The organism is Listeria sp. ILCC792, assembly GCF_900186135.1.
Classification (GTDB): Bacteria; Bacillota; Bacilli; order Lactobacillales; family Listeriaceae; genus Listeria; species Listeria goaensis.
On sequence record NZ_FYBO01000002.1, the window covers coordinates 65,474 to 77,859 of the forward strand.

Genomic DNA, 12,386 nt, shown 5'->3' on the forward strand with positions numbered 1-12,386 from the left:
CGAAACCCTGCTTTTTTTCATCAAAATCTAAAAATTACTAGATAGTAAATAGAGTGTAGGAGAGGTGTAATATGAAGGATGGGAAAGGAAAAATCCTGACTTTTCTAAGCAAAAATTATGGATTTTTTATTCTAGCCGTCGTTCTGTTTTGGCTAAAATCAGTCATTGCCTATGAAACGCAATTTAACCTTGGTATTGAAAATGCAATGCAACAATTTTTATTGATCATTAATCCGCTCAGTACGGCTGTCTTCTTTATGGGACTGGCACTATTTGCAAAAGGTCGACGTTCTTTTATTTGGATTATCGTGATCGATTTCCTTTTGACTTTTATTCTTTTTGCAAATATGGTTTACTACCGTTTCTTCTCGGACTTTATCACGCTTCCGAATTTAAATCCGAAGCAAATGCAAAATATGGGTGACATGGGTGGAAGTATTCTTGCCTTACTAAACTGGACGGATATTTTATTCTTTGTCGATGTACTCATTTTGATTGCCTTGCTAGTTTTCGGTATCGTTCGTCCAAATAAAGAAGCGCGCATTCGTGCAAGAAAAGTGGTTGGCGTTCTGACGCTTGGTGTTGCGATGTTCTTCGCCAATCTCGGTCTAGCCGAAATTGATCGTCCGCAACTTTTAACGCGAACATTTGACCGTAATTATATTGTGAAATACCTAGGAATGACTAATTACCAAATCTACGATGCTGTGAAAAGCACTGAATCACAAACGCAAAAAGCGCTTGCTGACTCTAGTGACGTCAATGAAGTACTTAATTATACGAAATCAAAATATGCGGCACCGAACATGGAATATTTTGGTAAAGCAAAAGGTAAAAATGTTATTTATATCCATCTAGAAAGTTTCCAACAATTTTTAATCAACTATAAATTAAATGGTGAAGAAGTAACGCCGTTTATTAACTCCTTCTTTAAGGATGAAAACACGCTTAGCTTTACAAACTTCTTCCATCAAACGGGGCAAGGCAAAACGGCTGACGCCGAAATGATGCTCGAGAACTCCCTTTACGGCTTATCTCAAGGGTCCGCCTTTACAACAAAAGGTTCGAATACATTCCAATCAGCTCCGGGGATTTTAGCGAACTATGGCTATGATTCGGCTGTGTTCCACGGAAATTATAAGAGTTTCTGGAATCGCGATGAAGTGTACAAGCACTTTGGCTACAACCATTTCTTTGATGCAAGTTATTACGATATGAATGAAAATGATGTTTCGAATTACGGCTTGAAAGATAAACCGTTCTTTAAAGAATCTGAGCCATATATTGAGACGCTTAAACAGCCATTTTATGCGAAGTTCATTACTTTAACGAACCACTTCCCTTATCCGATTAATGAAGATGAGGCAAGTATTGCGCCAGCTACGACAGGCGATTCTTCGGTAGATACTTACTTCCAAACGGCTCGCTACTTAGATGAATCTGTGAAATCGTTTGTCACTTATCTAAAAGAAAAAGGGCTATACGATAATTCTGTCATTGTTATGTACGGTGACCATTACGGAATTTCCGATAACCACGCTTCTGCGATGACGCAAATTTTAGGGAAAGATTATAATTCTTTTGAGAATGCTCAAGCGCAGCGCGTGCCATTCATGGTTCACGTTCCAGGCGTAAAAGGCGGCGTTCAAACGCAGTACGGCGGCGAAATCGATGTGCTTCCTACGATGCTCCACTTGCTAGGTATTGACACAAAAGATTACCTACAAATGGGAACAGATTTACTTTCGAAAGATCATAAAGAACTCGTACCGTTTAGAAATGGTGATTTTATTAGCCCAACTTATTCTTTAATTGGTGGGAAATATTACGACCAAACAACGGGCGAACAAATTGAAACAGAAACGAAGGAAATGGAAGCAACAAAAGATACGGTCGCAAAAGAACTACAACTTTCCGATTCTGTCTTGCAGGGCGACCTACTAAGATTCTACACACCAGACGGCTTCAAAAAAGTCGACCCATCAAAATACAACTACAATAAAAAGAAACCAGACAGCGACGACACGTCTGAAACAACAAAATAAATAATCTGGACCACTCATTTTACGAGTGGTCCAAATTTATAAACTTAAGCAAAACGTGTCACGCATAAGAATACAGATGGTGAGATTCTAAGTAAATTCGAGTACCACAGGGGCGTAGTTTGCCCGACCATGTGAGAAGTTAGGCGAAGCGGAGGCAAAAACTCCGAAGATTGCCGTTTGTCATCAGTCTGAAGCCACTCATAATAGAGTGGCTTTTTTATGTCACCTCTTCCATTCCCCCACCATCTCTGCTATTCTAATAAAGTACTTACTAGAAAGGGAGAATTGGAATGAAATTATTACGAAATTATGCGTTTACCATTTGTCTGCTACTTGGTATTGTTTTAGGTGGACTTTTTGGTGTTATTTTTGGGGATAAAACGGTGATTGTGAAACCAATTGGGGACATCTTTTTAAACTTAATGTTTGTTGTCATTGTTCCTCTTGTTTTTCTAAGCGTTTCGTCGGCCATCGCGAACATGAAGCAGATGGCAAGACTTGGAAAAATTATCGGTACAATATTCGCAGTGTTTTTTACAACAGCAGCTCTTGCAGGAATTATTGCTTTTATCGGGATTTCGATTTATAACCCGCTACATAACGTAGATTTATCGGCTATAACAGCGAATTTGCCAAAAGCGCCTACGGAGGAAGGAAAAGGACTTGCGGAAATTTTAGTGACAACATTTACTGTACCTGATTTTCTCGAGCTCTTTACAAAGTCCAATCTCCTACCGCTCATCATTTTCTCGATTTTGTTTGGATTAGCTACTTCGATGTCTGGAGAAAAAGGACAGCCCGTTGCTGCATTTCTAAATTCAGCAACCGAGGTTATTTTAAAGATGGTGCAATTCATCATGTACGCTGCGCCAGTTGGACTCGGCTGCTACTTTGCGGTGACAGTTGGTCAGCTCGGTCCGCAAATTATTAACGGCTACCTCGGCATTTTCTTCCTTTATCTCGTCCTAACCGTGATTTACTTCTTCGGTATGAACACATTGTATGCTTTTATTGCTTCTGGGAAAACTGGCGTAAAAGTTTTCTGGAAACATGTCACAACGCCAGCCATTACGGCTATCGCTACCTCTTCTAGTGCGGCTTGTATTCCAGTGAACCTTGTCGCGACCAAAAAAATGGGTGTGCCTGACGACATTGCTGAAACCGTCATTCCACTCGGGGCGAACACGCACAAAGACGGTTCGGTCATGGGTGGCATCATGAAAATTGTGTTCCTCTTCACCCTCTTTGGAAAAGATATGACGAGTGCTTCAAGCATTTTAGCAATTCTTGCTGTTGCCTTTTTAGTCGGCGCAGTCATGGGCGCCATCCCAAGCGGCGGAATGACTGGCGAACTTTTAATCATCTCGATTTTCGGCTTCTCACCTGAACTTGTCGCAACGATTATGATTATTAGCACGATTATTGATATCCCTGCAACGCTACTCAATTCAACCGGCAATACAGTTTGTGCCATGCTCGTATCGCGCTTTGTCGAAGGGAAAAATTGGTTAAAAAGAAAAGTCAGTTTTTGATACTAAAATTTAAGTACTATTTTTTGAGCAGTTTTCTGGAACTGCTCTTTTTTTCGTTTTATAATAACATTGTAAGCGTTATCAAATTAGGAGGGATTCAAAGTGAGATTAAAAGATAAAGTTGCGATCATTACAGGCGCTGCTGGGGGACAAGGGAAGGAAGAAGCATTGCTGTTTGCGAAAGAAGGGGCTTTCGTAATAGCGACGGACATGCAAGAAGAAGTTTTAAATCAAACAGGTAAAGAATTAAAAGCCATTCAACCAAAATCTGAAGTTTTAACGCATAATGTAGCACTTGATGAAGATTGGGAAAAAGTGATTCAACTTGCTTTAGACAAATTTGGTCGTGTCGATATTTTAGTGAATAATGCTGGTATTAGCACCGAATTAAATCTTGTTAATACAAGCATTTCGCAATGGGATAAAGTGATTGACGTCAACTTAAAAGGAACGTTTCTAGGTATGCGTCATGTTATCCCACTTATGGAAAATCAGGGCGGCGGCTCCATCATTAACATCTCCTCCATTGCTGGTTTAACTGGCGGTTCTGGTGCAAGTGCCTATACGGCATCAAAAGGCGCTGTTCGATTGTTAACGAAGGCTGTGGCAGTCGATTACGCCAAACAAAACATTCGCTGTAATTCGGTTCACCCGGGCTATATCGAAACGCCGATGACGAAAAAATTATTTGAAGATGAAGCCACAAAAGGCTGGTTCGAATCGCTGACACCACTTCCACGTCTTGGCCAGTCACGCGACATCGCTTATGGCGTTTTATATCTCGCAAGTGATGAGTCGAGTTTCGTCACGGGAATTGAATTACCTGTTGATGGAGGATACTACGCGCAGTAAGTGAAATCCGAGCTGACCAAATGGTCAGCTCTTTTTTATCCAAAAAATGTTCTTCTTTCTTAAAAGAGTTTGTGCTAAAATGAATATTTGTAAACAGCTTAAAGTTAATGGAGGTGCGTCTAGTGGGCAACAAAAATCTTTCCTTCCATCGTAAAAGTCCGGAAGAGTTGCTAGCACAAATTGAAAAATTAAAGCGCGGTAAGTTAAAAATCTATATTGGATCGGCACCGGGTGTCGGGAAAACGTACCGAATGTTAACGGAAGCGCACGAACTGAGGAAAGAAGGCATTGATGTAGTGATTGGGCTTGTTGAGACGCATGGTCGAAAAGAAACGGCCGCATTAATCGATGGCCTTGAACAACTTCCTTTAAAAGAAATTCCATATAAAAATAATACGTATTTTGATTTGGATGTTGAGGCCATTATTGCTCGAAATCCGGAGGTCGTCCTGATTGATGAGCTGGCGCATTCGAATATTCCTGGATCAGCGAACGAAAAGCGTTATCAGGACATTCAAAAAATATTGGAGCACCGAATTAACGTCATTTCAGCCGTCAACATTCAGCACTTGGAGAGCTTGCGTGATGTTGTCCACGACATTACTGGGGTCGTTGTGCGCGAACGAATTCCAGACTTTTTATTAGAAGTAGCAGATGAAGTCATTTTAATTGATGTTACGGCAGAAACATTGCAAAAACGGCTAAAAGAAGGGAAAATCTATGCGCCGGAGAAGATTGAACGGTCGCTTGAAAACTTCTTCACGACGAAAAACCTGTCTGCCCTTCGCGAAATCGCACTCCGCGAAGTCGCCGATGATGTAGACGACAAAGCGGATAAAAAAGCGGCACGCCTCCGGGCAGCGATGATGAATGAAAAAATTCTCGTTTGTATTAAAAATGATGCCAATGCTGAAAAATTGATTCGCCGCGGCTTCCGCATCGCAGACCGGTTACGTAGCGAACTGTACATCTTAGCAGCCATCACAAAAGAGCTCGATGAACTACCTGAAAAAACACGACAAGAATACGTGGCATGGCAAAGTCTCGCCAAACAATTTAACGCCCACTTCTTAGTAGAGCCGATTAAAGAACGGAAAATTGCGCAAGTGATTACAGATGTGGCAAACAAGCATAATATCACCCAAATTATTTTAGGCCAGTCTGTTAAAACAAGAGTCGAGGAAGTTACAAAAGGCTCGATTGTCAATGCCATCATGCGCCAAACAGATGGCGTAGATATTCATATTGTAGCTAATTCGCGGAAAAATTAATAAAAAAAGCCGGAAACGCGGCAGACTCGCCTGATGGAAAGTTTGCTGTGTTTCTGGCTTTTTGTGCAGCAATTGGACGTACTTCGTAAATTATTTGGAACTAGTTTATTGTTGTTGCAGTGCCGGCAATTCATTTTTATTCAGTCTATTCAAGTAAGGAATCATCATTATGGTTCCCGTAATAAAAGCAATTCCTTCCGTTACCGTCATTGACCAAATCAAACCGTTCAAGCCGTAGAAATAATGCAACAGCAAAACAACTGGAATGAAGAAAGTTCCTTGAATAGTTGCCATAATCCCAGTCTGAGCACCCAAACCAGACGCCTGGAAGATTCCAGTAAATAAACCGGAAAAACCGTTAAAGACCGAGGAAATGAGTTGAGCAGCAAGAATGGTTAAGCCGACTTGAATGACACGTGGATCACTGGTAAATAAACTTAATACGGGTACGCGGAATAAGTAAGCCAAAAGGGCAAAGAGGATTGAGATTCCCCCGATCCATAAAGAAACTTCCTTCAACGCTTCTTTTAAGCGTTTCGTGTTATGTGCGGAGAAGCTATAGGCAAATAATGGCATCACACCTAAAAATAGCCCCATCGTCAAAAATTCAGGTAGTTGGGTGATTCGAACGGCTATGCCAAAGCTAGCAACGACATTATCACCGTATTCAACGGAAAAATTGTTTAACAATAAAGTTGTGACAATCATGAATGCAGATTTAAACAATTCCGAGACCCCAATTTTGTAAACTTCTAATTGATCTTTGATTGAAAGTTTAAATTGCTTCAAGAAGCCTTTTAAAGACGCGCTTTTCTTTTCTAAGAACCAAACATAATAAATCGATGAAGCGAGATTCGCAATGACGATCGAAATCCCTGCACCAATCATATGCAGATTAAAAACTAAAATCAGTAATGCATCTAAAGCGATACTAACAGCAACACTAATGAACATGCCATACATGGATTCTTTTGATGCCCCTTCTGAACGAACCAATTGTTCCAAAGCAAAATTTAAAATGAAAGCAAAACTTCCTGCAAAAAGGATTGTTGCGTATTGTTTTGTATAAAGTAATGTTTGACCATCTGCGCCAAGTAAGTGGACAAATTGATTCATGAAGATGATTGCGACAATTCCAATAATCACACCAAATAGGATGCTCATGTAAAAAGAATAACCAGCCACCTTTCGACCCTTTTGCTCGTCACCACGGCCTAATAAGCGCGTGATAAAGGTTCCTCCTCCAACTCCAAACATATTCCCAAAAGCCATCAAAATGATTGTAATTGGTAACGCCAAAGTAATCGCGGACATCATATTCGTATCATTTAGCAGACCAATAAAGAAAGCATTGATTAAATTGTAGACCGTCGTTGCTGAGATTCCGACCATCATCGGTATTGACAAATGGGCGATAGCTTTGCGGATTGGCGCTTCCTTTAAATAGTAAATATTTGATTCATTAACTTCTAATTCTTCCATAATAATCCCTTCTTTTGTTAGATTTATAAATGTTAGATTTCTAACTATAAGATTGCAAGCAGTTAGTAACTGCTCGTTCGTTAGAGGCTGCGATCGATTTTTCTTAGTAAAGCTGTCAATTGCTGGACTTCTTCTTCGCTTAAAGCGTGGACTAGTTCTTTTTCTGCCTCATAAAAAGCTTCATTGGTTTCAGCAATCAGCGCTTTTCCTTTTGGCAGTGCGTAAATATTTTTCTGCCTTTCATTGTTTCCAGGTATGCGTCGCTCAATATACCCTTTTTTCTCTAATCCCTGCAACATACTTGTGATGCTTGCACTACGGCGTTGAAACACTTCTGCCAAGTCTTTTTGAATCAATCCTTTGTCTTCATTTTGCGCGATATAAGAAATCATCCGACCTTGTTGCGAACTAACCCCCATATCTTTGACACGCTTTTCCATCGATTCGCGGGATTTATGCATGATGGAACGTAACAAATTCGAAACTACCATTTTATCCAAAATAATCCCTCCTACACCAAATAATTAGATATCTAACTGTTAGAAATAAATATACACGCTTTAAAATAGAATGTCAACTATAAATTTTATATCTAACAATTAGAATTCTAATAAATCGGCAAAAATTTTCGGATTTCTTAATAAAATTAATTTAAAAAAACGCGAAACTCATGGAGATTCGCGTTTCTAAGCCTTGCTAGGCCCACCTACAGATTAATCATTTAACAAGACCTTGCATCATATAGCGGACTGTGAAATTAATTTCGGCTTCGTCGTCCCATGCTGCATCAGGCATGACGATGAAGCGGGTGAGGATAAATCCGACGATATTGGTAATCAAAGCGCGCATGATGGTGCTGTTTGGCATGTCTGCCAGTTCGCCTTTTTCTTTGTAGAAATCGATGAGCGCATCAAAATGCTCTTTTACGTGCGTCATGAAAATCTCAGAAAATTGCGTTCGCAATTCATCATGATACATGAGTTCCATAAAGTAAATTTTAATGACTTTTCCGTTGTCTTTTGCGAATTCAAAACGGTTTTTGATGATAGCTTTTAGGAACGTCTCAAAATCGGCATACTCCTTTTGGAACACTTCTTCGGCGAAATCTTGCGCTAAAAACGGGACGACTCCTTCAATTAAGGTTGGCATCGTAATTGCCATCAGCAAATCTTTTTTCGTTTTATAGTGCCGGAAAATCGTTCCTTCTGCTACGCCGGCGCGTTTTGCAATTTCACTCGTACTCGTAGCAGAAAAACCTTTTTCGGCAAAAAGCTCAATGGCGGCTTTGATAATGTTTTTTTGCTTCTCGCTCATTCGCTTATCTTTTTCTGTGACGTCTAAAATCTGGCGTAAAAGGTCAGTTGGTTGTTTCTCCAAATTTGTTTCCTCCTATACTTTTCGATATTTCTTTAAGGCAAAGATGTTGAGAATTAAAAAGGCCGCTACGAATAGAAGAAGAATGTAGAAATCACCGGCGAAACTACTGAAACCCTCTCCTTTAATCATAATGCTTTGTAGTGCTTGTGCGCCGTAATACATCGGCATGATGTGCGCAATCCATTGCAGCCAGTCGGCCATTCCTTCGAGTGGGAAAATTCCGCAGAAGAGAATTTGCGGCACAATCACGATTGGAATGAATTGGATAATTTGAAATTCGTTGTTGGCGAATGTGGAAAGCAACATGCCGAGTGCGAGTGAGGCCATTGCGAGCGTTAGTGTGATGAGTAAGACATACCAAATGGAGCCGTTTTGAATCATATCGAGTACTTGCACGGAATAGATGGCAACTAGGACGGATTGAAGGAGTGCAAATATCCCAAAGCCAATCATATAGCCGAGTTCAATTTCGATGCGCTTAATTGGTGTGGCCATCAGGCGTTCAAGCGTACCGGTCGTGCGTTCGCGCAAAAATGAAATGCCGGCAATTAGGAATACGAAGAAGAATACGAAAAAGCCGATGAAAATTGGGCCAATGGTATCAAAAAATGTCGTATCTTTGTCGCCGTAAACATAGTGCGCTGCCACTTGAATATCTGCGCCATTTGTTGGCATGGTAATCGTATTTCCTTGCATATTCGCACCGCTTGCTTGCATTTGTTTGGCAAGGGTTTCCAATTGTTTGGCAGCATCTTTCATTGCGGTTTCTTGTTCTTTTAACAGAGCACCTTGCATTTTCATCGCAATTTGTTTACTTTTTGTAGGATCGCTGTTTTCATAGGTGATGGTTAATTGGCTGTCAGATAAATCGATGAAGGCATCTAAATCGTCCTTTTCAATTTTTTCCTTTGGACTCGAATCATTCGCATATTTTTTTACAGATAAATCACTTTTCTCGAGTTGTGTGATCATGCTATCTGTCATGCCGTGAACGCCAATTTTGGGATTTACAGAATCGCTGTCGAATAGGAAATTGAGTAGCGTGATGAGAAGCAGCGGCGCAATAAACATCAGTGCGAGCGTTCGTTTATCTCGTTTAAACTGGTTGGCGATTCGCTTTACAATGGCTAAAACTCTCATTTTGTCACCCTCCCAAATTTCAAGAATGCATCTTCTAACTTGCCGCTTTCCGTTTCACTCGCGAGCTCGTCAGGCGTGCCTTCCGCAATAATCCGTCCCTCGCGCACCATCGCAAGACGATCACATTTTTCCGCCTCGTCCATGACATGCGTCGTCACAAGAATACATTTTCCCGCGTTTTTCAGCTCATTCAGTTCGTCCCAAATCGATTTCCGCAGTTCCGGGTCGATGCCGACAGTTGGCTCATCCAAAATCAGCACGTCCGGATCCGCGAGCACTGCAATCGCAAGCGATAGCCGCCGTTTCATTCCACCCGAATAGGCACTTACTTTTTTGTTTAAATCATCGGTCAAGTTCACAAGCTTAGCCGCATAAGCTATCCTTTCGCGTTTTATCGCCCCTTTGAGCAAATAAAGCGAGGCGAAGAAATCCAAGTTTTCCTTAGCCGTCAAATCCACATACAACGCGTCTGATTGCGCCATATAGCCGATTTGGTTCATCACGCTAAGCGTTGGCATTTTGGCATTCAGCACATGTACTTCCCCGCTATCCGCTCTCTCCATGCCAACAATCGCTTTCACAAGCGTCGTCTTACCAGCACCAGAAGGACCGATAAGCCCATAAATTTCCCCTTTATTCACGTTCATTGTCACATCAAATAAAATCTGCTTATTATGAAACTGGATATTCAATTTTTCCGTCGAAATAACCGCTTCCATATCACATTCCCCACTTCAGTTTTTTAATGAGTGATTACTCACTTACAATATAAACCTTTTTAATTGGAATGTAAAGTAAAAACCGCCTAGAAAGTCCTAGACGGTTATTTGCGCAAATACACATCCGAAATCAGATGATTATCCCCTTTATGTAAAATCAAATCAGCGCGGTATTTGGTTTTTTCGATATTTTCTTTTAAGTTTAAGCCGTTAATCGTGTCCCAAATTTCTAGCGCGTAGTTTTCTGCAACTTGTTCGCTAATTTTGGTATATTGATGGAAATAGGAACTTGTATCTTGGAATGCCGTTTCGCGAAGCATGAAGAAACGTTCTAAATACCAGCGTTTAATACTTTCTTCCGCCGCATCCATATAGATAGCGAAATCAAAAAAGTCGCGTGGAAAAAAAGTCGCAGTCGCATCCGTTTGCAACACATTAATTCCTTCAACGATAACAATATCGGGATTTCGAAGCGTGCGCGTTTCTTCCAAAACATCATACGTCAGGTGCGAATAAAGCGGAATTTCGACATTCTTTTTGTTCGTTTTCAAATCCATCAGAAAATCAATAAACCGATTTTTATCATAGCTCTCAGGAAAGCCCTTTTTGTTCATAATCCCGCGTCGCTCAAGCTCCGCATTCGGGTATAAAAAGCCGTCAGTCGTCACAAGTTCCACTTCACGGGTTTTTGAAAACCAGCGATCAAGCATGAGCTTCAGCACACGTGCTGTGGTACTTTTACCAACTGCAACCGACCCAGCAAGCGCGATAATGAAAGGCGGACGTTCCTCTTTCTTCTTCAAGTATTCCATTTTTTCACCGTGAATAAAAATCGCTTCATGATACTGAATCGCAATTAGTTTTATAAGCGGCAAATAAATTTCTGATATATCCTCAAGAGAAATCCGGTCGTTTAAACCGCGAATTTCTTCCAGTTCATCTGAAGTTAAAATTTGGTCTTTACTTACTTCAAGTTCCTGCCAATCAGCGCGCGGAAAATGATAGTAATGGCGATAATCATTCATTGTTAAGCCCATCCTTTTATCGATTCGTGAAAACGTAAACAGCTCACAAAAATAAGCATAACGCAATCATGTTAAATCCGCAACCAAAAATTAATATTTTCGATAGACGTAAACATCTTTTGGCTTGTCCATTTTGGTATAGCTTTCCACATCAAGCGCTGGAATGTTCATTTTAAACGGCGCATAGTAATCTTGCGTAATCTCACCAGATACCCTTACCCACGTATCATTTGGCAAGTCTTCTGTCCCATCAGGCATTTTCGCAAGCATCCCAAAAACACCAGAGTCTGCCACACAATGAATAATCCCAAATCGAAATAAGAAAACGTTGCCTGATTTTGTGACAGGGTCATTGTAAACAAAACCGGTGAACTCAATTTTCTTCCCGGTAAACTCGCCTGGATAGTTATATAAAATTTCCATTGTCATTAAATAATTTTCATCGGTTACTATAATCGGATTTTGATTGACGATGGCCGCCTTCTCTTTTTCCATCATTTTTTCATAATCGGATTTGCCAAAATAGCCGCTTGTATCAGGTCGTAAAAATTGGTTTGCGGCATAAGGGTCATCGCCCGCCGCATTGTTTTTCGGAAAATGGAAACCTTTCGCGGACACAATCGTTGAATCAAGTGTGGCGACAGGAAAGAGAAAGCCTACAATTAGCGGGTATGCCAGCAAACTATAAACAAAGATTTTTTTCCAAAGCGTATTTTCTCCAGAATGCGTATGCCCCGCGTGATTATGGCTCGCCCCGTCCTCGTCACGAAAAACCATAATAAGCTGAATAGTGGCAAGCAAAAATGACGCTATCATCGCCGAAAAGGAGAGATAGGCATACTTCATATTAATATATTTACTAATATCGCCGGAAATGTGCAGAAACATCATATAAAAGCCAAAACCGAATAGTATAAAAGCGCGTAACATCGAACTCCTCCTT

11 protein-coding genes are annotated in these 12,386 nt (G+C 40.7%); 4 read left to right on the forward strand and 7 right to left on the reverse strand.

Annotated elements, in window-relative coordinates:
• Positions 1 to 71: 71 nt before the first annotated feature.
• The 4 genes from CFS60_RS02940 (at position 72) to kdpDN (ending at position 5,700) form a co-directional block, all read left to right on the forward strand.
• Entirely contained in the window at positions 72 to 2,045 is a 1,974-nt protein-coding gene (locus tag CFS60_RS02940) for an LTA synthase family protein (protein ID WP_088809134.1), read from the forward strand.
• A 290-nt stretch (positions 2,046 to 2,335) separates the two neighbouring features.
• Complete coding sequence (locus CFS60_RS02945; RefSeq protein ID WP_088809135.1) at positions 2,336 to 3,577, forward strand: dicarboxylate/amino acid:cation symporter; 1,242 nt, start codon at positions 2,336 to 2,338, stop codon at positions 3,575 to 3,577.
• A 102-nt stretch (positions 3,578 to 3,679) separates the two neighbouring features.
• Entirely contained in the window at positions 3,680 to 4,429 is a 750-nt protein-coding gene (locus CFS60_RS02950) for an SDR family NAD(P)-dependent oxidoreductase (protein ID WP_088809136.1), read from the forward strand.
• Between the two features lie 122 nt (positions 4,430 to 4,551).
• A complete protein-coding gene (gene kdpDN, locus CFS60_RS02955) occupies positions 4,552 to 5,700 on the forward strand; it encodes a KdpD-like non-kinase potassium sensor (RefSeq protein ID WP_088809137.1) in 1,149 nt (382 codons plus the stop codon).
• Positions 5,701 to 5,805: 105 nt separating this feature from the next.
• On the opposite strand, the gene CFS60_RS02960 is transcribed toward kdpDN, so the two are convergent.
• The 7 genes from CFS60_RS02960 to CFS60_RS02990 form a co-directional block, all read right to left on the reverse strand.
• Positions 5,806 to 7,182 (reverse strand): MATE family efflux transporter, encoded by a 1,377-nt coding sequence (locus CFS60_RS02960; protein ID WP_088809138.1) that lies wholly within the window; start codon positions 7,180 to 7,182, stop codon positions 5,806 to 5,808.
• Between the two features lie 80 nt (positions 7,183 to 7,262).
• The gene (locus tag CFS60_RS02965) at positions 7,263 to 7,673 is read right to left on the reverse strand and encodes a MarR family transcriptional regulator (RefSeq protein ID WP_205408896.1); all 411 of its coding nucleotides are present in this window, start codon (positions 7,671 to 7,673) and stop codon (positions 7,263 to 7,265) included.
• A gap of 226 nt (positions 7,674 to 7,899) precedes the next feature.
• A complete protein-coding gene (locus CFS60_RS02970; RefSeq protein WP_240310324.1) occupies positions 7,900 to 8,496 on the reverse strand; it encodes a TetR/AcrR family transcriptional regulator in 597 nt (198 codons plus the stop codon).
• 75 nt (positions 8,497 to 8,571) lie between these two features.
• Positions 8,572 to 9,699, reverse strand: coding sequence for an ABC transporter permease (locus CFS60_RS02975; RefSeq protein WP_088825576.1), 1,128 nt, complete (start codon positions 9,697 to 9,699; stop codon positions 8,572 to 8,574).
• A complete protein-coding gene (locus CFS60_RS02980; protein WP_088809141.1) occupies positions 9,696 to 10,418 on the reverse strand; it encodes an ABC transporter ATP-binding protein in 723 nt (240 codons plus the stop codon). Before CFS60_RS02980 ends, CFS60_RS02975 begins: the two co-directional genes overlap by 4 nt.
• Positions 10,419 to 10,522: 104 nt before the next feature.
• Positions 10,523 to 11,443 (reverse strand): type I pantothenate kinase, encoded by a 921-nt coding sequence (gene coaA, locus CFS60_RS02985; RefSeq protein WP_088809142.1) that lies wholly within the window; start codon positions 11,441 to 11,443, stop codon positions 10,523 to 10,525.
• Between the two features lie 90 nt (positions 11,444 to 11,533).
• Positions 11,534 to 12,373 (reverse strand): TIGR03943 family protein, encoded by an 840-nt coding sequence (locus tag CFS60_RS02990; protein WP_088809143.1) that lies wholly within the window; start codon positions 12,371 to 12,373, stop codon positions 11,534 to 11,536.
• Positions 12,374 to 12,386 lie beyond the last annotated feature (13 nt).

Excerpts from the sequence above, each read along its gene's own strand:
- CFS60_RS02940 (WP_088809134.1), top strand. The coding sequence starts at position 72 with ATGAAGGATGGGAAAGGAAAAATCCTGACTTTTCTAAGCAAAAATTAT.
- CFS60_RS02945 (WP_088809135.1), top strand. The coding sequence starts at position 2,336 with ATGAAATTATTACGAAATTATGCGTTTACCATTTGTCTGCTACTTGGT.
- CFS60_RS02960 (WP_088809138.1), bottom strand. The coding sequence starts at position 7,182 with ATGGAAGAATTAGAAGTTAATGAATCAAATATTTACTATTTAAAGGAA.
- CFS60_RS02965 (WP_205408896.1), bottom strand. The coding sequence starts at position 7,673 with ATGGTAGTTTCGAATTTGTTACGTTCCATCATGCATAAATCCCGCGAA.
- CFS60_RS02970 (WP_240310324.1), bottom strand. The coding sequence starts at position 8,496 with ATGAGCGAGAAGCAAAAAAACATTATCAAAGCCGCCATTGAGCTTTTT.
- CFS60_RS02975 (WP_088825576.1), bottom strand. The coding sequence starts at position 9,699 with ATGAGAGTTTTAGCCATTGTAAAGCGAATCGCCAACCAGTTTAAACGA.
- CFS60_RS02980 (WP_088809141.1), bottom strand. The coding sequence starts at position 10,418 with ATGGAAGCGGTTATTTCGACGGAAAAATTGAATATCCAGTTTCATAAT.
- coaA (WP_088809142.1), bottom strand. The coding sequence starts at position 11,443 with ATGAATGATTATCGCCATTACTATCATTTTCCGCGCGCTGATTGGCAG.
- CFS60_RS02990 (WP_088809143.1), bottom strand. The coding sequence starts at position 12,373 with ATGTTACGCGCTTTTATACTATTCGGTTTTGGCTTTTATATGATGTTT.